We start from the raw sequence: 23,663 nt of genomic DNA, 5'->3' as shown, positions 1-23,663 counted from the left end.
ACAGGCGCTACTGGACCTCAAGGTGTTCAAGGGAACACGGGTGCCACTGGACCTCAAGGTGTTCAAGGGAACACGGGTGCTACTGGACCTCAAGGTGTTCAAGGGAACACGGGTGCTACTGGACCTCAAGGTGTTCAAGGGCCAACAGGCGCTACCGGTGCCACTGGTATAGGAGTTACTGGCCCTACTGGACCTAGCTTCCCTGTAGCAACAATTGTTGTTACAAACAACATTCAACAAACAGTACTACAATTTAATAACTTTATTTTCAGTACTGCAATTAACGTAAACAATATTATCTTTAATGGCACAGATACAGTTACGGTTATCAACGGCGGTATTTATGTGATTAGCGTATCTATTTCTACAACTGCGCCAGGATGCGCTCCTCTTGGAGTAGGCATTTCAATTAATGGAGCAGTCGCAACTGATAACTTTTCTTCAAATTTAATAGGCGACTCACTTTCATTCACTACAATCGAAACGTTAAGAGCTGGCGCAAACATTTCTGTCCAATCTACTCTTAACGAGATTACGATCCCTGCAACAGGAAACACTAACATTCGCCTTACTGTATTTAGAATTGCTTAAATTTCACTATGTATTGTTTATAGCAAATAAAAAAAGAGCGAGAAACTCGCTCTTTTTTTGTTATGTACAATAATTCATTACTACTCTAATTCAATTGAAACATTTTTTTGTGGTACAAATGTAGAAATTGCATGTTTATAAATAAGCTGTTGCTTACCCTCTGTTTCCAGTAGGACTGTAAAATTATCAAATCCTTTAATTAATCCACGAAGCTGGAAACCATTTAATAAGTACAGCGTAACAAACGTATTTTCTTTACGGAGTTGATTTAAAAACTGATCTTGAATATTGATTGATTGCTTCATGTCGAATCCTCCTCTTTTTCTCTACTTACTATTATTCGACTTTAGTTGTAATTTTCCTTCTATGTATCGTAAAATTTCTGACGTTTTTTCACCGCCTGTAACATCAAACCACGTGACATCCATCTTATTACGGAACCACGTTAATTGACGCTTTGCATAACGACGTGAATTAGTCTTTAATTGTGATACCGCTTCTTCTAAAGAGACACGATCCTCAAAATAATCATATATCTCTTTATACCCAATCGCTTGAATAGATTGACAATCTCGTATCCCTCTATTATACAATCCTTCTACTTCTTCTAATAACCCTTGGTCCATCATTATATCAACTCGTAAGTTAATGCGATCGTATAGCATTTCTCGATCCATTGTCAAGCCAATCAAGGAAACATCGTATAATAACTCGTTTTCTTGTTTTTCAAGTTGATCACTCATTTTTTCACCCGTCGTGTGGAAAATTTCTAACGCTCTAATGACACGACGTACATTATTTGCATGAATACGCTCAGCACTTTCTGGGTCTACTTCTTGTAATTTCTTATGTACATATTCCACACCACGTTCTAATGCTAACTTTTCCATTTGTTCTCGGTATATAGTATCGCCAGCATCATCCGTAAACTGATAATCGAATAAAACAGATTGTATATACAGACCAGTTCCACCAACGATAATTGGCAATTTACCACGCTCTGTAATCTCTCGAATATGCTTACGAACACGTTCTTGAAATTCGGCAACAGAAAATGATTCTTCCGGATTTTTTATATCGACCATATAATGCGGCATTCCATCCATCTCTTCTTCTGTCACCTTTGCAGTTCCAATATCCATCGTACGATAAATCTGCATGGAATCTCCACTTATAATTTCACCATTCAACGCTTTGGCAAGATCAATACTTAACTTCGTCTTTCCAACAGCAGTTGGTCCAATGATGACAGCAACTTTTTCACGTTGCACTTCTCCCATATCATTCAACTCTCTTTATGTAATGTACTCCATCTATTGATTATATCCAATCTTACCAATTTTAACGGCATGATTGCAAGTTCTTTCATTTCGGTACATGAAATTATAAATAAAAAAGAACATAGTTTGTCCAATTCCGCATATACATGATTAAAAATACCTTCGAGAGGATGAGTTGACTATGAAACAATCCACCATTAATTTTTCATCTTTAACAAAAGACCTTATTTTAGCTACTGCTACAAAAGAACAAAATTGTTCACAAGAAGAATTATATTTCGCCTTAAATTGTTTGCTACGTTCTTTTCATTCTACTCTCCAAGAAACAACATTACATCCAGAAAATAAAAATACAGAGTATATACAAAATCAATTTTGCAGTGCCTATAAAATTATTACAGGTAAAACTATTTATCCTTTTCAATAACCTATAAAAGGCGGTTGCTTACATACTTTCAAGCAACCGCCTTTTATATTAATACATATACACTATTTGATCACTTTCACTTTTACAGATTTGCGCCCCCAGCTATTGGCACTACCATCTGAACCGACTAATACATCAATACGATTTCCTTTAATCGCACCACCAGTATCTCCAGCAATCGCTTCTCCATATCCTTCTACCCATACTTTTGATCCAAGCGGAATTACTTTAGGATCAACAGCAATTACTTTCATATTCGGATTTGCTGTTAAATCATGCCCCATTGCAGTTAATACACGACCACCATACGTACCATTCTCACTTGGATGGGCTGTATACGCTGTCGCTTCTACTGTTATTTCACGTCCACCAGCAGGTGCACTTGTTTCAGTAGATTTCGTAACTTGTTTCGTAGTTGACTGTTGTTTTGCGACAGGTTTACTTGATTCTACATTTTTAACAGACTCTTTGCTCTTAACTACTTTATTATTTTTAACTGGCGTATTTACTCTTACTGGCGCCTCTTCTTGCGTTACAACTTCTTTCTTTTCTATTACAGGTGCCGTCCCTGTTAAAAATGGCATGTGAACATATCCCGTTTTTCCATTATAGTCAAATTGTAACCATTCATTTTGAACTTGATTTGTCGTTTCAATTACATCATCTTTATTCAGTTTACCAAGAATTTCAGAGTCAGTATTCGCTCCAGCACGAACATTTAACGCGCCCGCCGTTACATAATATGTACTTTTTGTAAATTCAGCACTTACAAACGCTTCTTTACCATTTAATTTAATTTTTGCCCATCCGTTTTCTGTATTTATAACATCTAATTTATTTCCACTTAACATTTTACCTACAAGCTTTGACTCTACAGTTGGGTTTTCTCTAACATTTAATACGTCTGTTGTTACAATCGTTTCTGCTTTCGCAGAACCTGCAAAAATCCCAAGACCAAAAACTGCCGCCGTTGCTATACCTAATAATTTTTTCATGAATAGCCTCCATTTGCTTTGTTTTCGTATTTTCATTATAGCAACAGATTTTTAAGATTTTTAGAAATCACACAATTACAAACCATTCGTAATACACGATTAATGAGTTGTAACATAAATTTCCATATTAATGAATTCCATTTCTAATAGAATTCCCAATAGTTTTCATATATTTTCTACATATCAGCCCAGAATTTTTTTCCAAAAAAAATTACAGTATTACTTTTTTGTTACAAAAAAACCATATTTCATTACATCTTTTACCAAAATTCATCATTCTCCAATTATTAATCTCCTTTTTTGTAATAAAAAAGAGCAGCTAATAAAAGCTACTCCTTTTTCATGTGTTATTTAACTTTCTTTTTCCAAATCCCCATCATAAGAGCTGAAATAACTGTCCCTATAAATATCGAGAAAATATATAGCACCGGTTTATTTACTAATGCGATAACAAACAATCCACCATGCGGTGCTGGTAATGTAATTTGGAATAACATAGATAATGCACCCGCAATACTTGAACCAACAACACAACTTACTATTACTCGAATCGGATCTGCAGCTGCAAATGGAATCGCACCTTCTGTAATAAACGATGCTCCCATAATATAATTTGTTAAACCAGATTTACGTTCTGCTTCAGTAAATTTCGATTTAAAGAAAGTAGTTGCGAATGCAATCGCTAATGGTGGTACCATACCACCCGCCATAACAGCAGAGTGCACGCCAAAGTTCTGCGCTTCTATTGCAGCAATACCAAATGTAAATGCAGCTTTGTTAATTGGACCACCCATATCAATTGCCATCATACCACCTAATATAAGACCTAGTAATATAGCATTTGTACCGTTCAAACCATTTAACCAACCTGTTAACATTTCATTCAATGCTACTACAGGCGGAATTACTACTTTTTGCATAACAACTCCTGTAATCAACAATCCAAAGACCGGATATAACAATACAGGTTTAATTCCTTCTAACTGTGCTGGTAATCCTGAAAACAATCTTTTCAATCCTAAAACAACATACCCAGCTAAGAAACCAGCAATTAATCCCCCTAAAAATCCAGCATTCGCATGTGCTGCTAAGAATCCACCGACAACACCAGGCATAAATCCTGGACGATCAGCAATAGAACTCGCAATAAATCCAGCTAAAATTGGTACGAGGAATAAAAACGCACCTGTTTTGCCTCCACCAATAGACATTAACAATTCAGCCAATGGTCCTTCTGCTTTTATACCACCAATCCAAAATGCTAGTGCAATTAAAATCCCGCCACCAACAACGAATGGAAGCATATTACTTACACCACTCATTAAGTGCTTATAAATCCCTAATCCTTTTTCTTCCTCTGTACTTTCTGTCTTCCCATCTTCCTTTATTCCTTTAAAGATTGGCGCATCTTGTTTTACAGCTCGATTAAGAAGCGCTTCCGTTTTTCTAATCCCATCAGCGACTGGCACTTGAATGACATGTTTCCCAGCAAAACGGTTCATTTCTACTTGTTTATCTGCCGCAACAATTATAGCCGTTGCGCGTTCAATGTCCTCTTTCGTTAAACCGTTTTTTACTCCTGTTGATCCGTTCGTCTCAACTTTAATTGCTATACCTAGCTCTGCTGCTTTTGCTTTCAAGCTATCCGCTGCCATATAGGTGTGAGCGATTCCAGTTGGGCAAGCCGTAACTGCTAGTACGTATGGTTCGTTTCCTTCTGGTTTTGCAACTTCAATGTCTTCTTCTTCTTTTTCATTCTCTTTTTCATCAAATAAACGAAGAAGTTCCTCTTCATCCTTTGCTTCTAACAATTGCTTACGAAATCCTTCATCCATTAATAATGTAGATAGGCGCGATAACGTTTCTAAATGAGTATTATTCGCCCCTTCGCTCGCAGCAATCATAAAGAATAAATGCGCTGGCTGTCCGTCAAGCGATTCATAGTTGATACCGCTTACACTTCTACCAAAACAAATCGCTGGTTGTTTAACAGCTTTTGTTTTCGCATGAGGTATTGCAATCCCTTCCCCTATGCCAGTTGTACTTTGTGACTCCCGCTTTAAAATAGCTTCTTTAAATTCAGCTTTACTATTTAAACGATTTGCGCCGTCTAATTTCTCAACTAATTCATCTATGACAGCTTCTTTATTTGAAGCTGTCAAATTCATAATAACTGTATCCCTTTTTAATAGTTCTGTAATTTTCATATGTTGCTCCCCCCTATCGCTTAGCTACAATTACTTGCGACAATAATTCTTCTACTTTTTCTTTTTCACATAAATCAGCTGAAAATGCTGTTGCACTCCCTGTTGCAACGCCATATTGAAATGCCTTTTCAATATCTTTTGTCTGTTCATATTTACCCACAAATCCTGCAACGAGAGAATCTCCGGCCCCAACCGAATTAATTACAACACCTTTTGGAACAGTTGCTTCATATATACCTTCTGCCGTAAATAATAAAGCCCCATCTCCAGCCATTGATACGATAACATGCTCTACACCTTGTTCAACTAATTTTCTTCCAAACGGTAAAACATCTTCTACTGTTGAAATCTCTACTCCGAATAACTCACCAAGTTCATGATGATTAGGCTTTATTAAAAATGGTTTATTTTTAATTACATGCTGCAGCGCACTTCCACTTGCATCGACTACTACGCGAATACCTTTCTCAGCTCCGAGCGTTGCGATTGATTCATAAAAAGTAGTTGAGATAGACGCCGGTACACTTCCAGCTAGTACAACACAATCTCCCTGCCTCATACTTTCGATTTGTTTCATTAATTGTTCAAATTGTTCATTTGTCACATTAGGACCTTGCCCATTTAATTCTGTCTCTTCTTGCCCTTTTATTTTCACATTAATTCGGGAATCACCGTCTACTTGGACGAAGTTTGTTGTTACACCTTCCGCCTGTAATACATCTTTAATAAATCGACCGGTAAATCCACCAGTAAATCCAAGCGCTACATTTTCAACACCTAAACGATGAAGAACACGAGAAACGTTAATACCTTTCCCTCCAGGAAATTTCATATCTTTCTCTGCTCGATTTACTGCGCCTAAATCGAAGGAATTAACTTGTACTACATAATCAATAGATGGGTTTAAAGTAACTGTATAGATCATTGTTTATCAGCCTCAATTACATTGGTTTGTCTTTTATATTTTTCTAAATCAATTTCTAAATGGTTTGTAATAATATTCGCTTCTTCAACATTGGCTATTTTCGCAAACGCAACTTCTGAAAACTTACTTTCATCAATTAAGAAATATCCTTCGTTCGCAAATGTTAATGCCATTTGTTTTAAAAGTGCCTCTTCTGGATCTGGAGTTGTAAAACCAAGCTGTTCATGTACACCATTCGCTCCTAAGAAACATTTATCAAAACGGTACTTCTGCATGCTTTCCTGTGCCATAGCACCAATTAAAGCTTTCGTCCTACTTTTCATCATTCCACCTAGTAAATACGCACGAATATTATTTTCAGCTAAAGCTTCAATATGCATAAGTCCATTCGTAACGACAGTAACATCTTTATTTATTAAAAATGGAATCATTTCAAATGTTGTACTTCCTGCATCTAAATAAATGCAATCACCTTGTTCAACAATGCTAGCCGCATAGTTAGCAATTTGTTGCTTTATTTGAATGTTTTTGGATGATTTTTCAACCATCGTTGGCTCTTGCCCTTTTCCTGTTAAAACAGCAGCACCACCATGAACTCTTTTTAATAACCTTTGCTTTTCCAATTGCGCTAAATCACGACGAATTGTTGATTCAGAGCTTTCTGTTCTTTCCACTAATTGCTGTAATTTAACAACCTTCTGCTCTTTTACAAGTTGCAATATCATTTGATGACGTTCAGGAGTTAACATTTTATTCACCTCTTCTTTGATTACAGTATAATGAAAACGATCACAAAAATCAACCATAAACATTCACAAATAACCAAAACCAGTCATAAACAGTTATAAACAATAAAAAAGAAACCCATTTGATTGTTATATCAAATGGGTTTCTTTTTTCGATTCACTTATAAAGAAGCTTTATATATACTTAAAACATCGTCTTTATTTAATTTTTTAAAGTTACCAAATTCACCATAAGCCATCGCTTTATCAGCCATTAAATCAATTTCATTTTCCCCAATACCGTAATCCGCTAACCTTACTGGTGCCTCAATTGAAGTCCAAAATTGACGTAACGCCTCAATTCCTTCTAGCGCAATTTCTCGATCAGCCTTTTCATCTGTTTCTACATCGAATACACGAATAGCGAACTGTTTAAAACGACTTACATTTTCATCTACAACACGCTTCATCCAGTTCGGGAATAAAATCGCAAGGCCACCCCCGTGTGGTATATCATGAACCGCAGATACTGCATGTTCAATATTATGAGTCGCCCAATCTCCTTTTACTCCCATCGCTAAAATACCGTTTAACGCCATAGTACCGCAATATAAAATAGTTTCTCTATGCTCATAATTTTCTAAATCACTTAAAAGCTTAGGAGCAGTTTCAATTACTGTTTTTAAAACAGATTCACAATAACGATCTTGTAATTCTGTATTTGTTCCATGATGGAAGTATTGCTCTAATACGTGCGACATAATATCTACCATACCGTAAATTGTTTGATCCCTCGGCACAGAAACAGTATGAACTGGATCTAAAATCGAAAACTGCGGGAAAGTAACTGGGCTACCCCAGCCATATTTTTCATTCGTTTCCCAGTTTGTAATGACAGAACCAGCATTCATTTCAGATCCTGTTGCCGCAAGCGTAAGTACCGTACCAAATGGTAACGCCCCACTAGCAAATGCTTTTTTCGTTACAATATCCCATACATCTCCATCATATTTGCTACCAGCAGCAATCGCCTTCGTACAGTCGATTACACTTCCTCCGCCAACCGCCAATATGAATTCGACGCCATTATCTTTACAGATTTGAATCCCTTTCTTTACAGTTGATACACGCGGATTCGGTTCAACACCTGTCAATTCAAATATTTCTGCATTTATATCTTTTAAAATAGAAATTACATTATCATAAATACCATTTCTTTTAATACTGCCTCCCCCGTATACGAGAAGAACCTTTTTACCGAACTGTGGAATTTCAGTTTTCAACTGTTCTAATTGACCTTTACCGAAAATAAGTTTCGTTGGATTACGAAATACAAAATTTTGCATATTTCTTTACCATCCCTTCTATATGAAAAGCAACTATACTTTTGTATACCATATTTTTTTCATTTCACAAAAATATTTGCCTAACAAAAAAATCCCAGCCTACAGGCTGAGATTTTTTTATTGGTAATAAGGTGAGATCATTAAGTAAACAATAACACCAGATAAACTTACATATAACCAAATTGGCATCGTCCAACGTACAATTTTACGATGACGTGTTAATTGATTTGTAAAACCAAATACAAGTGCAAACAATGCAAGTGGTACAATAATAGCTGCCAGGATAATATGTGTAATTAAAATAATGAAGTACACATATTTAATGAATCCTTCCCCACCAAAATGTGTTGCCGGCGCCAAGTAATGATACGATAAATAAGAAACACAAAATAGCAACGTCGTTGTAAATGCTGCGAGGATGAAACCACGGTGCATTTTCACATTCTTCTTAATAATAGAGTATAAAGCTGCTAATAAGAATACGAACGTAAAGCTATTAAAAATTGCATTTAACATTGGTAAAATTGTTACATCAAAATGTACTTCTCCTTCATAGCCAACAGGTCCAAAGAACAAAAATAAAATAATCGCATTTACAATTACAGAAAGCGTTATCACAATAGGAGCATAGCTTTTCTGATTCGTTGATTGATCCACCAAAATGGTCACTCCTCTTCCTTCAAATATGTATACGTAACCTCACTATTTTAACATATTATTCACAGTGTAAATGTGACAATAGTTTGACACAGTAAGACAAAGCAAAGAAAAAAATCCTTCTTAATAAAACTTCTTAAGAAGGATTTTATCGCTTTATTATTTAAATAGCAATGTAATTAGTTTTTGTTAAAAAACGTATTGCTATATGCTTGATAAATTTCAGACACTTGATATCCCATTAAAGAAATTGCTGTTAATGAAAAGAAACCAATCATAAGAAATCGAAACCACATATAAATCTCCTCCTTGTATTTAGCTTAAAAAGCAGTCGCTATATTACAAGTTGAGTGGCACTCTTCATCGTCACTTTCCTTTTTCTTTACAATTGCTGTTATAAATCGAAGCATAAAGAAAATCACAAAAGGAAATTGTTCGTAATTTACCTTGGCATAGTTTGGCAACGGCTCGCGTTGCACATCGAACGGAGATGCGAAGGAATAGAACATACCTTGCTCTTCCATATATACAATTACAATTTTCATACAAAACATTATTCCTAGAAACGAAACAATATCTTGCCATTCTGTCGTATATAACAAGTTATACAGCTCTAATACGTACTCTTCCATCGTCATCCCCCTTCCTTTTTTATCATTTTGCTCGCCTTCGTATAAAAAGTCAAGAAAAAAGTTTATATTCACTATGACAATAGTAATTACTTGTTTCTATGATTATATATGATTCTTTTATAGCAATGATTGGGTGTAACTCTCTTCTAAAACAAGAAATTAGAATCGAACAGATTCCTCATTCTTACTTTTAGGATTCAACAATGTACTATTTTTATTTCTATTAAAAATAAAATAAGAAATTATTATAAGAACAGTAACAAGCATTGTTAAAAGCGCTTGTGAACGTAAAGATTCAATTGCGATCATGGCAACTAAAACTGCTATAATCGCAGCAATTGTAACATATGTTACATATGGAAAAAGCCACATTTTCACTTTCAAATTTTGTTGTTCCGCTTTCCCCATTTTTTTACGTATCTTGAAATGTGAAACTGCTATAACGAGATAAACGAGTAACGCAATCCCGCCAGATGCATTCACTAAAAATAAAAATACTTTATCTGGAGATATGTAACTAAAAACAACTCCAATGTAAGCAAAGAAAGTTCCAAATAAAACCGCCCGAACTGGAACACCACTACTATTCAATTTCAAAAATGCCTTTGGCGCATCTCCTCTTTCTGCCATTGAAAAAAGCATTCTTGAGTTCGTATATAAACCCGAATTTAAACAAGAAAGTACAGCTGTTAAAACGATAAAATTCATAATTTGTGCTGCCGCTGGTATCCCTATATGTTCCAGTACCGCCACAAACGGACTTTTTAGTATGTTCGCTGAATTCCACGGAAGGAGTGTAACAACTACAGCAATCGATCCAATGAAAAATACGAGAATACGCCAAATTACACTATTTGTTGCTGTTTTTACTGCTTTTACAGGTTCGGCAGATTCACCAGCGGCTACTGCAACAATCTCAGATCCCATAAATGAAAATATAACGACGGTAATTCCAAGTAGCACCGAACTTATACCATTTGGCATAAATCCTCCTTGCCCTACTAAATTCGAAGTGCCAGGTGCTTCCGTTCCTGGTACAAATCCTAAAATAACAGCGAGCCCAAGACAAAGGAACAAAACAATACTTATTACTTTAATAAATGAAAACCAATATTCAAATTCTCCAAATGATTTCACCGAGAAAACATTCGTCAACGTTAATAAAATCGTTAATATTAAGCTTAATAACCAGAGCGGGATTTCTGGAATCCAATATTGAATAATACCAGCACCTGCTGTAGCTTCTATTGCAATAACAATTACCCAGAAAAACCAATATAGCCACCCAATTGTATAACCCGCCCATGGACCAATTGCTTCTCTTGCATATGTTGCAAATGAACCACTTGTCGGGTTAATAGCTGCCATTTCCCCTAGCATTCTCATAACGAAAATAACTAGAAGTCCTGCTAATGCATATGAAACGATAGAACCTGGTCCGGCTGAATGCACAACCGCACCGCTTCCAACAAACAAACCAGCTCCTATTACGCCACCAATGGAAATCATTGTAATGTGGCGTATTTTGAGGTCTTTCTTAAGATTTTTATCCAACTCTTGTACATCCCCTTCCAAACTTAATTTTGAAATTTATGTAAGAGTATTATGCGAAAAATCTTGTCCTATATTTTAAAATATATCAAAATATTCTGAATTTAACAATCGTAATTCGACCTCCTTCAAAAATTATTTCATTAGGTTTAATAGTTTTCCATATACAATTGTTGAGAAAATTATAATCGACTTACAAAAGAATGAATTTTCAGATATTATTAAACGAACAAGATTATACATCTAGACAACTTTTTGTATAGGAGTGTTGATATGTTAAACAAGTTCAAATTCATTTGTTGCGCTTTAGTAATTTTCTTACTGCTACCGCTAGCTCCCTTTCAAGCACAAGCAGCAAACAATTTAGAATCAAAATTACTCGTTGGATACTGGCATAACTTTGATAACGGTACTGGCATTATTAAATTAAGAGACGTTTCACCAAAATGGGATGTAATCAATGTATCTTTCGGTGAAACTGGGGGTGATCGTTCCACTGTTGAATTTTCTCCTGTGTATGGTACGGATGCAGAGTTCAAATCAGATATTTCTTATTTAAAAAGTAAAGGTAAGAAAATAGTTCTTTCAATAGGTGGACAAAATGGGGTCGTTTTACTTCCTGACAATGCGGCTAAGCAACGTTTTATTAATTCCATACAATCTCTGATCGATAAATACGGTTTTGATGGAATAGATATTGACCTTGAATCAGGTATTTACTTAAACGGAAATGACACTAATTTCAAAAACCCCACGACTCCTCAAATCGTAAATCTTATTTCAGCTATTCGGACAATCTCAGATCATTATGGTCCAGATTTTCTATTAAGCATGGCCCCTGAAACAGCTTATGTTCAAGGTGGTTATAGCGCATATGGAAGCATCTGGGGTGCTTATTTACCGATTATTTACGGAGTAAAAGACAAACTAACATACATTCACGTTCAACACTACAATGCTGGTAGCGGGATTGGAATGGACGGTAATAACTACAATCAAGGTACTGCAGACTACGAAGTCGCTATGGCAGATATGCTCTTACATGGTTTTCCTGTAGGTGGTAATACAAATAACATTTTCCCAGCTCTTCGTTCGGATCAAGTCATGATTGGACTTCCTGCAGCACCAGCAGCTGCTCCAAGTGGCGGATATATTTCTCCAACTGAAATGAAAAAAGCTTTAGATTATATCATTAAAGGAATTCCTTTTGGAGGAAAGTATAAACTTTCAAATCAGAATGGCTATCCTGCATTCCGCGGCCTAATGTCTTGGTCTATTAATTGGGATGCAAAAAACAACTTTGAATTCTCTAATAACTATAGAACATATTTTGATAGTCTTTCCTTGCAAAAATAATAAAAAACAACAATAGGTTTTATATGACCTATTGTTGTTTTTTATTTATGTAAATTACTTTTTCACTTCTACATGATGAAGAGATTCTTTTCCATCTCTTACATAACTATTTACAAGACTTAAAAGTAATTTTCCACCAATTAACATTGCTCGTTCATCAAAATCAAATTGAGGATGATGATGTGGATATGTTGCTCCTATTTCTTCATTACGCGCACCTGTGAAAAAAAATGCTCCTGGAACACATTCTAAGTAATATGCAAAATCTTCTCCACCCATAATAGGTGGCACTTCAATGACCCTTTCTCTTCCAAGGTCACGTTTCGCAATCTCCATAAAATGACTCGTTTCATCTAAATGATTTATTAATATTGGATAGCCTCGTTTATATTGAATACTAACCTCAGCATGAAGAGACTGACAAAGCCCCTCAACAACTCGTTTAAATTCATTCTCCATATATTCTCTCACTTCAGGATCTAGCGTTCGAATGGTTCCTGTAAACGTAGCAGTATCCGCAATGATATTATCCGCCTGACCAGCATGGAATGTACCAACTGTTAATACCGCAGATTGAAGCGGATCTATTTTTCGACTCACTAAAAGTTGTAACTGATTAATTACTTGTGTTGCAACGATAATAGCATCAACAGTATGATGCGGCATACCGCCGTGACCGCCTCGCCCTTGAATCTTTACTTCAAATGTATCAGCTGCCGCCATCATTGCTCCAGCTTTCGCTCCAACCATTCCTATAGGCATTTGAGAAGATAAATGTGTTCCAAACACAACATCTACACCTTCTAAACAACCATCCTCAATCATAGCAATTGCTCCGCCAGGCTCTTTCTCTTCTGCATGTTGATGTATAAGAACTATTTTTCCAGAAAGCTGGTCTCTATGATCACTTAATATTTTTGCAACGCCTAAAAGTGTTGCTGTATGTCCATCATGTCCACAAGCGTGCATTACGCCGGGAACCTTTGATTTATATGAAACTTGCTTTTCATCTTGAATAGGTAGTGCATCAAAATCAGCACGTAGCGCTATCGTCTTCCCAGGTTTTCCACCTTCAATTACGCCGATTACCCCTCTTCCCCCAACATTTGTTGTCACATCAATATGAAAACTTTTTAAGATTTCAGCTATTTTTTTCGGTGTTTCTATTTCTTGAAACGATAGCTCTGGGTATTGATGAAAATCTCTTCGCCACAAAACCATTTCGTTATATAAACTTTCCAATTCTTTATACCATGTTTCTATCATAGAAATGCCCCTTTCTTTTTTAACACTTTAATTAAAAGTTACATAATATTCCGTGTTTAATCAATAAAAAAGAGCACTTTCTTTGAAAGCCCTCCTACTACTCTAAAATAGTCTAGTTACTATTTTGCTTCAATACAAATACTGAAAGTTCAGGTACACTCCAAAATCTAACAGGCATTCGGGTTGTCCCAATACCACGATTTACGTATAAATGTAACGGCTTATTCTTCCCTTCTAATTCATACATACCTTCAACATGACTCTCAGCTAACTTTGTAGTAATTAATGGACCTATAAAAGGAATTTGAACTTGTCCTCCGTGACTATGGCCTGACATTTGAAAATCAACTGGGTAACGAGCTACTCTATCTACAACATCTGGCTCATGTACTAATAGCATATTGAAATCTTGTTGCCTTATATGTTTTAAAGTCGAGTCTATTTGCGGCTTACCTAATAAAAAATCATCCAAACCTGCTATTGTAATATACTTACCGTTTTCCGCTTTTATTTTCTGCACTTCATTTACTAACACAGAGAAACCAGCTTCCTCCATATACTTTTTATAAAATAAACTACCTCCCCCGCCCCTATCATGATTCCCAAACACAGCATATTTCCCTAAAGGCGCATGTATTTTCTGTAAAATACTTTTCGCTTCTTCTCTTTCGGCTTTATACGATCCAAACTTATCTATTAAATCCCCTGTAAAAACTACTACATCTGGATGTAACGCATTCATCTTCTCCACCAAATTTTCTAGTTGTTTCAGTGTAAATTCTGGCCCTAAATGTACATCTGAGAATTGTAATATTTTTTTATTATTAAACTCTTTAGGAATTGTAGATGCTTCTATTTCATTCCACGTAACTGTTACTAGTTTTCGTTCTATTTCTGTCGCATAGAAATACAAACTTACTGAAATCATTATTATACTTATGAAACTGATTGCAAATATTTTTATGATTGATTTTTTTTGTTCTTTTTTTACATGATGCGTATTCATGTTCTCACCTCTAGAAATACTTTAAAGCCTTATTGTTACATTAATGTGACAACATGAACAATGTTAGTTATATCCAATTCTACCCATTCACTTTGACAATTTTATACAGAAGGCATAACATATTTTTATAATACATAGATTCTTAAAAACATTCCTTCTATTTATTCTATCATTTTATTAAGGAGAGATTATTCATGTCTGTATTTACACCAGAAGAAATTACGGAACTTGCTGCGAATTCCGGAAGAAAAAAAGCTCATTTATCATTACTCCCTATGTTAATTCTCGGTTTTTTTGGTGGTGCTTTCATAGCATTAGGGTATTTACTCGATATTCATGTTATTGGAACAATGCCAAATTCTTGGGGATCATTTACTAGTTTTCTAGGTGCCGCTGTATTCCCTATCGGTCTTATACTCGTTATTCTTGCAGGCGGTGAGTTAGTAACTGGCAATATGATGACCGTCTCAATGGCGTGGCTTCACAAAAAAATCGACTTATTTCACTTCATTCAAAATTTAGTTATTGTTACGTTTAGCAACTTCATAGGTGCTGTATTCGTTGCTTATTTTTTCGGTCATATCGTCGGATTAACAGAGGGAGCTTTTTTAACGAAAACAGTTTCTATTGCGCAAACTAAACTACAAGATACACCACTACAAGCCTTCATTTCTGCAATCGGATGTAATTGGCTCGTTTGTTTAGCTGTTTGGCTCAGTATGGGAAGTAAAGAATTTATCGGAAAGATTATCGGCATTTGGTTCCCAGTTATGACTTTTGTTGCGATTGGATTTCAACACGTTGTAGCTAATATGTTTGTCATCCCAGCTGCAATTTTTGCCGGTCATTTAACTTGGATTGAATATTTTCCAAACTTCATTTTTGTTTTCTTCGGAAACTTAGTAGGAGGTATGTTATTTGTAGCATTACCTTATTTCATATCCTATAATAAGAAACTCCCTTCCAATAAAGAGCAAACTGCATTAAAGAAAAAATCTGTATCCGCTTAAATTGAATGTCTATAAAGTAGCTCTCAAAAATATTACAAATTTCATTTTTTTTACGAATATATGTACGTACACTTGTTCTCGAATGTTTTATACGTTATAATAACAACTTAAATAGCATTATTTACATATGAGGTGAAAAACATGAACAAAACAGAATTAATTAAAAACGTAGCACAAAATGCTGAGATTTCTCAAAAAGAAGCTACTGTAGTTGTACAAACTGTAGTAGAATCAATCACTAACACTTTAGCTGCTGGTGAGAAAGTACAACTTATCGGATTCGGTACATTCGAAGTTCGCGAAAGAGCTGCTCGTACAGGCCGTAACCCACAAACTGGTGAAGAAATGCAAATCGCAGCTTCTAAAGTACCTGCTTTCAAAGCTGGTAAAGAACTAAAAGAAGCTGTAAAATAATGAAAAAATAGCCTTCTCGTTTACGAGAGGGCTATTTTTTCATTACATAATTAATAAAAATCTGACCATTATGCTGTTTCTTTTGTTCCTTTATGCAAATAAAACCTTTACTTTCAAAGAAAGGTTTTGCTGTAATACTCGCCTCTGTATATACCTCCCCATGCCCCAAGTTCACTGCTTTTTTTTCTAACTTCTGTAGTATATAGGAAGCTATCCTTTTCCCTTGATAATCTTTATGCGTAAATAAGCGATCTACGTAATGATCTTCATTATAATCCCCAAATCCCACTATCACACCGTTATGATCCGCTACATAACTAATATTCCTCTCTAAAGAATTTAACCAGCTTTCTCTATCTAGTCAATCCGGTGCCCATGCCTGTAGCTGTAATACGTTATAATCTTTTGCATTAATTGTATGAACTGTTTCATAGAACAACTGTAATACTTGTTCTAAATCCTCTTTATGAAATGTTCTAATAATCGTGTCTTTTAACATATACGAACCTCCTTACTAAACTATCATTTAACTTTTCTACCATCTAGTATTCAATATTTCTGCTTTATTATATCTTTTTTCTTTCTATAGAAAGAAAAAAACAATACTTATTTCAAAGTATTGTTTTTTTGTTTGTAAGCATCTGCAATTACTCTATAGATTTTTATTTTTTAAATTTCACTCTTTGCAGTCGTAATGCGTTTAATACAACGGATACAGAACTAAATGCCATCGCGGCTCCAGCAACCCAAGGTGCTAAGAAACCGAACGCTGCAATCGGGATGCCTAAGCCGTTATAAGCTAGTGCCCAAAATAAATTTTGCTTAATATTTCTTATCGTCATCTTACTCATAAAGATTGCATCAGCAATACTATTTAAATCACCACGGATTAACGTAATATCTGCCGCCTCCATCGCTACATCCGTTCCTGTTCCAATTGCCATACCGATATCCGCCGTAGCAAGTGCAGGAGCATCATTTATTCCATCCCCAACCATTGCTACTTTCTTACCTTGTGCTTGCAGTTTTTTCACTTCTTCTGCTTTTCCTTCTGGTAATACTTCTGCAATTACGTGATCAATACAAACTTGCTTAGCGATTGCCTCAGCAGTTTGTGTATTATCTCCTGTAATCATAACAACGTCTAGACCCATTTTCTTAAGTCTTGAGATAGCTGCTTTTGAAGTATCTTTTACAGTATCTGCAACGGCAACTATTCCAGCATACTCCTTATCTATTGCTATTAACATTGCCGTTTTTCCTTCTCGTTCTAGGGCTTCCATCGATTTAGAAACTTCTTCAATATCAATATCGAATTTCTTCATTAATCGACGTGTACCAATTAATAATTGTTTCCCTTCTACGACTGATTCGATGCCGAATCCCGGAATTGCTTCAAACGTTTCTGAACTTGGGATTTCAATTTTCTTTTCTTTAATTCCTTCTACAATCGCTTCTGCAAGTGGATGTTCAGAATTTTTTTCTGCCGCACCTACTAAACGTAGTATTTCTTCTTTGTGGAATCCATCTGCTACAATTACATCTGTTAGCACCGGCTTCCCATTTGTCACAGTACCTGTTTTATCTAAAATAACTGTATCTAATCGGTGCGTTGCTTCTAAATGCTCCCCGCCTTTAAATAAAATACCATACTCTGCTGATCTTCCTGATCCCGCCATAATAGATGTAGGCGTTGCAAGACCTAATGCACATGGACAAGCGATAACAAGTACGGCTATCATTTTTTCAAGTGCTCCGCCAAAATCACCAGGTGTAACAAATAGCATCCACACTGCGAATGTGATAATAGCAATCACAACTACAACCGGTACGAAAATACCAGAAATTTGATCTGCTACCCGTTGAATAGGAGCTTTTGAACCTTGCGCCTCTTCTACTACTTTAATAATTTGAGCTAATGCAGTATCTCTTCCTACCTTAGTTGCTTTCACTTTTAAAAAGCCATTTTTATTTATTGTAGAACCAATTACTACATCCCCAATTGTTTTATCAACCGGAATACTTTCACCTGTTAACATCGATTCATCTATTGCTGACTTTCCTTCTACAATTTCCCCATCTACTGGGATTTTTTCACCAGGCTTTACATAAACGATATCACCAGCTACCACTTCTTCGATTAAAATTTTTATTTCTGTTCCATCTCGTACAACAGTAGCAGTTTTCGCCTGTAATCCCATTAATTTTTTAATCGCTTCTGACGAGCGTCCTTTTGCTTTCGCCTCAAATAATTTACCTAAAATAATTAATGTAATAAGTACTGCACTCGTTTCAAAATACAAGTCTGTCATATGTTCCGAAGAACCAATCGACCTAATACTTAAATACACACTGTAGAAATACGCTGCAGACGTTCCAAGTGCCACGAGAACATCCATATTGGCGCTTTTATTTCGTAACGCTTTATAAGCCCCAACATAAAACTGCCCACCAATGATAAACTGAACTGGAGTTGCAAGAGCTAGCTGCACCCAAGGGTTCATAAGCATATCAGGTAAATAAATAAATGATGTAAATGAGAAATGACTTACCATTGCCCACAGTAACGGGAATGATAAAATAAACGAAATGATAAATTTCTTCTTTTGTCGCTCAATTTCTTGTAAGCGATGATCAGTTGATCCATCTTGCTCATCTGATTTCACTTCTAATTTATATCCTAATTTCGTAATTGCACTCTTCATTTCATTTACATTAATTTCATCAGGATTAAAATCTACTGTAGCTGATTCCAAAGCGAAATTTACTGTCGCTCCGTTCACACCTTCTAACTTATTTAAACGCTTTTCTACTCTATTCGCACATGCTGCGCATGTCATCCCAGAAACAGTAAACTCAGCTTTATCACTGACAATTCCATATCCTAACGATTCAACTTTTTCCTTAAATTGTTGCGGATTTGTTTTTTTGGGATCATACATTATTTTTGTTTTTTCAAGTGCAAAATTTACATTTGCATCATGAACACCTTCTACTTTTTTTAGACCTTTTTCAATTCTATTTGCACATGCCGCACATGTCATTCCTGATATTTGAAGATTGGCCTCTTTCTGTTCATTCATGTCTCTCACCTCTATATACCCTCATAAGGTATAATTATTAACAAAATAAATCGTACTTCCTATAAAGTACGATTTATTTCCATATCTAAAAATAATTATTGAACATCGTACCCTTGATCTTCAATTACAGCAACGATATCTTTTAACGTTACAACTGATGAATCGATAGTAACTTCAACAGTACCTTCTGCTAATTGAACTTTCACTTGCTCAACACCGTTTAGTTCTTTCACACTGCTTTCAATAGAATTTACACAATGTCCACAAGACATACCTTCAACTTGTAATGTTAACTGTTCCATTTAAAATCCTCCTCTTGTTTCTTCATTGTTTGTTAATCACAATTACATCTTACCATACCCCCCTAAGGTAATCAATGGTTTTATATCATGATTTTTCAATTATTTTCTAAAAGTTTATTTTACACACACTTTTTCACACCAATACCTCGAAATCCTATATAAAAATAAACAAAAAAACAAGCCAGTGACATACTAGCTTGTTTTTACGCTTTTGAAAAACGTTCAAATACTGTCATTAATTCTTCAATTGCTTCGTCACCATTGCCATCTTTAATAGCACCTGAAACACAATGACTTGTATGGTTTTTTAATACACCCATTCCTACTTTTTTCATTGCTGCATTAATCGCTGAAATTTGCACTAAAATATCCACGCAATAACGATCATTTTCAATCATATTTTGAATACCGCGGACTTGTCCTTCAATTCTCTTTAATCTATTTATAATTTGTTCTTTTTCTTTTTCTGATCTATGTGTTACCGCTTCATGATCTTTATGATCCATATTATCACCTTCTTAAAGTTTCTCTTCATCCAATAAAACAATTGCTTTTACGAGTATACCAATTATAGCATTAAATATCTACGTATGATACCCCATATGAGTATATTTCTGCTCTATGCTTATTCTTAACAACTTATTAGCTTCTCAGACTCAATTATTATGATACCCTTACCTTTTTTTCAAAAAACAATAATAAGCAGGGATTATTCCTCCCCGCTTATTATTCATCCACAAATATAAAAGTCTCAATTTTCATACGTGTAAATTGAGACTTTTTTCTTCCTATATATAATTATTGCTGATCACATACTTTTGTGTCATTCACTACTGAAGTTCCTTCAACGGTTACCGTATGAAAACAGTCATTTACACGAACTGTCACGACATTATCTTGCCGATCAATGATATGATATTCATTAAAATTTTTATTCAGAGCACTGCGAATTTGTTCTCCTTCATAAATTGGAATGCCATGTGATAAAACCCAAATAAGCCCAGCGATAGCAAGAATAGTTTTCATACGATCTACCTCCTTGAGAATATAGTGAACTTTTAATCCATGCTTTTTCAGCTCTACTAATCATGACTGGAATGAATCAAGCCTTTTTGGAAATAAGTTCATTTCGTCTATTTTATGTTTATGCTAATTGTGACCGAATTGTGACAACTTTTTGTCTCTTTAGACGAAAAGTTGAAACAAAACTTTCAAAAAGGACAATTCTACTTGCACAAACAAAAGGCTATGGAGAATTTCCCCATAGCCTTTTGTTTGCATTTTATTAGACAATCATTTCATTATGTTTAATGTTAAGTGTTTCAATTTGAATTGTAGCATGTTCAATATGGATCTCTTTTTTTAGCATATCAATAATATTTTGAAGTACTTCTTGATCATCCTGTTTTTTATCAATTATTACATGGACACTTAATGCATCTAATCCCGATGTAATTGTCCAAATATGAAGGTCATGTAAATCACGTACACCTTCTACTCCTTTAATTGCTTGCTTCACTTTCTCTATTTCAATTGCAACCGGTGTACCCTCCATAAGTATATGAATAGAATGTTTTGTTACTCCCCATGCGCTCTTTAAAATTAATAAAGCTACAACTACTGAAATAATTGGATCTGCAATATACCATGAGAATAATGACATAAGTACACCAGCTACTAATGCTCCCACTGACCCTAAAGCATCCCCAAGAACATGTAAATACGCGCTACGTAAATTCACGTTATTTTTCACGTCACCTTGTCTCATAAGTGCCCATGCACTAATTAAATTTGCTAATAAACCAATTGATGCGATTAACATCATTGGACCACTTGCTACAGTTGGTGGTTCAAAAAAACGACCAATTGCTTCCCATACGATAAGCCCTGCTACAACAAATAATGTGATTCCATTAATTAATGCTGCTAAAATTTCAAAACGATAATATCCATATGTTTTTGTAGAAGTAACCGTTCTAGCTGCAAGTCCGATTGCAATTAAACTTAATAATAATGAACTCGTATCACTTAACATATGTCCTGAATCTGATAATAAAGCTAAACTATTTGTAACTAGTCCTCCAAAAAATTCAAGAAACATAATAGTTGCTGTAATTACTAAAGCTGTAATTAATCCTTTTTTATTCCCTTTTCTACTCTCCTCAAAATGATGATGTCCATGGGAATGCCCGTGAGCATGCCCATGATGTTGGTGACCGTGATGATGTCCCATATAAATTCCTCCTTTTAATTTTGTTTTATCCTTAATACTTCCTCTATTGAATTTTCATTTTCTTTATAAATGGTTCTTTTCTTACCTGAATTGAACTTGTTGGGCAGCCATCACTAGCCGCCAACATTGCTTGCAAGAAAGTTTTTGGGATCCCCATTATTCCTTGATTACTATCTAATAGACCAAATGATTTTCCTCTTCCATCTAATTGATATATATCAGGTGCTATAGAAGTGCATAATCCACATGACTCACAATTCTTTTTATCTACAACCGTATAATGTAACACTATAAATCTCCTCCGTTATTTATATACAATACATAGGTAGGGTATATAAAACCGTTTGTTTTATACCAAATTTCCTTCCAAAGTTTCTATTTCCCTATTTAAATAATAATGGCATATCGGTTTTAAATCATTATCCAACTCATAAACCAATGGTGTTCCTGTTGGAATGTTTACATTTTCTATTTCTTCATCTGAAATTTGATCTAAATGTTTTACTAAAGCACGTATTGTATTTCCATGTGCTGCAATAATTACTTGTTTACCAGCTTTTACATTAGGAGCTACCTCTTCATTCCAATATGAAACAACTCGTTTCTCTGTATCTTCTAGATCTTCTGTAAGAGGAAATTCATACTCTTTTACATCTCTATATTTCGGATGTGCTGCTTCATATCTTTCGTCATCTTTTGTAAGTGCTGGTGGGCGTACATTTGTTGAACGTCTCCATAAAGTTACTTGCTCATCGCCATATTTTCTCGCTGTTTCTTCCTTATTTAATCCTTGAAGCGCACCGTAATGGCGCTCATTTAATTTCCATGTTTTATGAACAGGTATCCACATCAAATCCATTTCTTCGAGAGTGATCCATAAAGTACGCATCGCTCTTCTCAAAACAGACGTATATGCGATATCAAATGAGAAACCATTCGCTTTCAGCATTACTCCGGCTTCTCTTGCTTCTTCCAAACCTTTATTGGATAAATCAACATCCGTCCAACCAGTAAACCTATTTTCAACATTCCATTCACTTTGTCCGTGTCGTATTAAAACTAGCTTTACCATACTTGCTATCTCCTCTCCTTTTAAAGTTGCATTTTCATAAAGAAGTATCTTTATGAAAATGCGCGATTACATATCAAGTTCTTTATTCTTCATTTCACTACTATGACTAAACGCTAATTCAATTAATCCATTTACGTGAGAATCATCTAATGAATAAAAAACAAGTTTCCCCTCTTTACGCTTTTTCGCTAATCCTATCGTTTGTAATAGTCTTAAGTGATGTGAAGCTGTTGCAATACTACTATGAATAATACTTGCGACATCACGTACACAAAGTTCTTTCTCCGTATACAACGCATAAGCAATTTTCAAACGTGTTTCATCTGCAAGTGCTTTAAACATTTTTGCTACACTACTTATATTTTCTTTCTCTAGCATATCACTTGCATGTTTTACTTTTTGTTCATCATGATAACAAAGTTCACAATGCTCTTCGCTCATATGTAACACCTCTTATTCAAGTATATATTTGATTATGTATGTAGTATACCTTATAAACGAGAAACATTCAAACGTTTATTTGAATGTTTCTCGTTTATCCTAAAAACCCCACTAATTATTAGCCCGCAGTAATCGATCTTATGA

The 23,663-nt window shown here is 35.1% G+C and carries 25 protein-coding genes and 1 pseudogene; 5 read left to right on the top strand and 21 right to left on the bottom strand.

Annotated elements, in window-relative coordinates; genetic code table 11:
- Window positions 1–591 (top strand): Gly-Xaa-Xaa repeat protein (locus DN393_RS10840; protein WP_149173488.1); only part of this gene is annotated, 591 nt, incomplete at its 5' end.
- Between the two features lie 80 nt (window positions 592–671).
- Here the strand turns inward: DN393_RS10840 and hfq are convergent.
- Entirely contained in the window at window positions 672–896 is a 225-nt protein-coding gene (gene hfq / locus DN393_RS10835) for an RNA chaperone Hfq (protein ID WP_000813896.1), read from the bottom strand.
- A 21-nt stretch (window positions 897–917) separates the two neighbouring features.
- On the bottom strand, window positions 918–1,871 hold the full coding sequence (gene miaA / locus DN393_RS10830) for a tRNA (adenosine(37)-N6)-dimethylallyltransferase MiaA (protein WP_064475075.1): 954 nt from the start codon (window positions 1,869–1,871) through the stop codon (window positions 918–920).
- Between the two features lie 181 nt (window positions 1,872–2,052).
- Between miaA and DN393_RS10825 the strand changes: the two genes are divergently transcribed.
- A complete protein-coding gene (locus DN393_RS10825; RefSeq protein WP_000814419.1) occupies window positions 2,053–2,298 on the top strand; it encodes a hypothetical protein in 246 nt (81 codons plus the stop codon).
- Between the two features lie 62 nt (window positions 2,299–2,360).
- Here the strand turns inward: DN393_RS10825 and entD are convergent, their stop codons facing one another.
- The 8 genes from entD to gabP all read right to left on the bottom strand — a co-directional run bounded on the left by entD (window position 2,361) and on the right by gabP (window position 11,339).
- A complete protein-coding gene (gene entD, locus DN393_RS10820) occupies window positions 2,361–3,293 on the bottom strand; it encodes a cell wall-binding protein EntD (RefSeq protein WP_098103122.1) in 933 nt (310 codons plus the stop codon).
- Between the two features lie 347 nt (window positions 3,294–3,640).
- Window positions 3,641–5,500, bottom strand: coding sequence for a PTS fructose transporter subunit IIABC (locus DN393_RS10815; protein ID WP_098103415.1), 1,860 nt, complete (start codon window positions 5,498–5,500; stop codon window positions 3,641–3,643).
- A gap of 13 nt (window positions 5,501–5,513) precedes the next feature.
- Window positions 5,514–6,425: a 1-phosphofructokinase gene (pfkB, locus tag DN393_RS10810; RefSeq protein WP_088047334.1), complete on the bottom strand. Its 912-nt coding sequence runs from the start codon at window positions 6,423–6,425 to the stop codon at window positions 5,514–5,516.
- Window positions 6,422–7,174 (bottom strand): DeoR/GlpR family DNA-binding transcription regulator, encoded by a 753-nt coding sequence (locus DN393_RS10805; protein ID WP_098103414.1) that lies wholly within the window; start codon window positions 7,172–7,174, stop codon window positions 6,422–6,424. Before DN393_RS10805 ends, pfkB begins: the two co-directional genes overlap by 4 nt.
- A gap of 158 nt (window positions 7,175–7,332) precedes the next feature.
- Window positions 7,333–8,496: an iron-containing alcohol dehydrogenase gene (locus tag DN393_RS10800; protein WP_064475071.1), complete on the bottom strand. Its 1,164-nt coding sequence runs from the start codon at window positions 8,494–8,496 to the stop codon at window positions 7,333–7,335.
- 117 nt (window positions 8,497–8,613) lie between these two features.
- Complete coding sequence (locus tag DN393_RS10795; RefSeq protein ID WP_000228316.1) at window positions 8,614–9,156, bottom strand: DUF420 domain-containing protein; 543 nt, start codon at window positions 9,154–9,156, stop codon at window positions 8,614–8,616.
- 317 nt (window positions 9,157–9,473) lie between these two features.
- Window positions 9,474–9,785, bottom strand: coding sequence for a hypothetical protein (locus DN393_RS10790; protein WP_064475070.1), 312 nt, complete (start codon window positions 9,783–9,785; stop codon window positions 9,474–9,476).
- Window positions 9,786–9,944: 159 nt separating this feature from the next.
- Window positions 9,945–11,339, bottom strand: a complete 1,395-nt coding sequence (gabP, locus tag DN393_RS10785) for a GABA permease (protein ID WP_098103413.1) — start codon at window positions 11,337–11,339, stop codon at window positions 9,945–9,947.
- 270 nt (window positions 11,340–11,609) lie between these two features.
- On the opposite strand from gabP, the gene DN393_RS10775 reads away from it, so the two are divergent.
- Window positions 11,610–12,692 carry a chitinase gene (locus DN393_RS10775; RefSeq protein ID WP_098103412.1) on the top strand — a complete coding sequence of 361 codons (1,083 nt, stop codon included), beginning with the start codon at window positions 11,610–11,612 and terminating at the stop codon, window positions 12,690–12,692.
- 54 nt (window positions 12,693–12,746) lie between these two features.
- On the opposite strand, the gene DN393_RS10770 is transcribed toward DN393_RS10775, so the two are convergent.
- Both DN393_RS10770 and DN393_RS10765 read right to left on the bottom strand, forming a co-directional pair.
- A complete protein-coding gene (locus DN393_RS10770; protein WP_098111007.1) occupies window positions 12,747–13,958 on the bottom strand; it encodes a M20 metallopeptidase family protein in 1,212 nt (403 codons plus the stop codon).
- Between the two features lie 112 nt (window positions 13,959–14,070).
- Window positions 14,071–14,964: a metallophosphoesterase gene (locus tag DN393_RS10765; RefSeq protein ID WP_088047331.1), complete on the bottom strand. Its 894-nt coding sequence runs from the start codon at window positions 14,962–14,964 to the stop codon at window positions 14,071–14,073.
- Window positions 14,965–15,158: 194 nt separating this feature from the next.
- Between DN393_RS10765 and DN393_RS10760 the strand changes: the two genes are divergently transcribed.
- On the top strand, window positions 15,159–15,974 hold the full coding sequence (locus DN393_RS10760) for a formate/nitrite transporter family protein (protein ID WP_098102220.1): 816 nt from the start codon (window positions 15,159–15,161) through the stop codon (window positions 15,972–15,974).
- 141 nt (window positions 15,975–16,115) lie between these two features.
- On the top strand, window positions 16,116–16,388 hold the full coding sequence (locus DN393_RS10755) for an HU family DNA-binding protein (RefSeq protein WP_001043904.1): 273 nt from the start codon (window positions 16,116–16,118) through the stop codon (window positions 16,386–16,388).
- Window positions 16,389–16,419: 31 nt separating this feature from the next.
- Here DN393_RS10755 and DN393_RS10750 read toward each other — a convergent pair.
- From DN393_RS10750 to DN393_RS10710, 9 genes and pseudogenes are all read right to left on the bottom strand, one after another.
- Window positions 16,420–16,887, bottom strand: a pseudogene (locus DN393_RS10750) (GNAT family N-acetyltransferase).
- A gap of 163 nt (window positions 16,888–17,050) precedes the next feature.
- Window positions 17,051–19,471 (bottom strand): heavy metal translocating P-type ATPase, encoded by a 2,421-nt coding sequence (locus DN393_RS10745; protein ID WP_088047329.1) that lies wholly within the window; start codon window positions 19,469–19,471, stop codon window positions 17,051–17,053.
- Window positions 19,472–19,566: 95 nt separating this feature from the next.
- Window positions 19,567–19,773, bottom strand: a complete 207-nt coding sequence (copZ, locus tag DN393_RS10740) for a copper chaperone CopZ (RefSeq protein WP_000436980.1) — start codon at window positions 19,771–19,773, stop codon at window positions 19,567–19,569.
- Window positions 19,774–19,976: 203 nt separating this feature from the next.
- The gene (locus tag DN393_RS10735; protein ID WP_000349635.1) at window positions 19,977–20,279 is read right to left on the bottom strand and encodes a metal-sensing transcriptional repressor; all 303 of its coding nucleotides are present in this window, start codon (window positions 20,277–20,279) and stop codon (window positions 19,977–19,979) included.
- A gap of 292 nt (window positions 20,280–20,571) precedes the next feature.
- The gene (locus DN393_RS10730; protein ID WP_000849103.1) at window positions 20,572–20,799 is read right to left on the bottom strand and encodes a hypothetical protein; all 228 of its coding nucleotides are present in this window, start codon (window positions 20,797–20,799) and stop codon (window positions 20,572–20,574) included.
- 259 nt (window positions 20,800–21,058) lie between these two features.
- Complete coding sequence (locus DN393_RS10725; protein WP_149173487.1) at window positions 21,059–22,006, bottom strand: cation diffusion facilitator family transporter; 948 nt, start codon at window positions 22,004–22,006, stop codon at window positions 21,059–21,061.
- A 43-nt stretch (window positions 22,007–22,049) separates the two neighbouring features.
- On the bottom strand, window positions 22,050–22,295 hold the full coding sequence (locus DN393_RS10720) for a ferredoxin (RefSeq protein WP_064475063.1): 246 nt from the start codon (window positions 22,293–22,295) through the stop codon (window positions 22,050–22,052).
- A 60-nt stretch (window positions 22,296–22,355) separates the two neighbouring features.
- Complete coding sequence (gpmA, locus tag DN393_RS10715; RefSeq protein WP_064475062.1) at window positions 22,356–23,078, bottom strand: 2,3-diphosphoglycerate-dependent phosphoglycerate mutase; 723 nt, start codon at window positions 23,076–23,078, stop codon at window positions 22,356–22,358.
- Window positions 23,079–23,144: 66 nt separating this feature from the next.
- Window positions 23,145–23,519 carry an ArsR/SmtB family transcription factor gene (locus DN393_RS10710; protein WP_064475061.1) on the bottom strand — a complete coding sequence of 125 codons (375 nt, stop codon included), beginning with the start codon at window positions 23,517–23,519 and terminating at the stop codon, window positions 23,145–23,147.
- Between the last annotated feature and the right edge of the window lie 144 nt (window positions 23,520–23,663).

The organism is Bacillus sp. BPN334, assembly GCF_008368885.1.
Taxonomy (GTDB): domain Bacteria; phylum Bacillota; class Bacilli; order Bacillales; family Bacillaceae_G; genus Bacillus_A; species Bacillus_A wiedmannii.
This window is presented reverse-complemented; position numbering and strand designations above follow the sequence as displayed.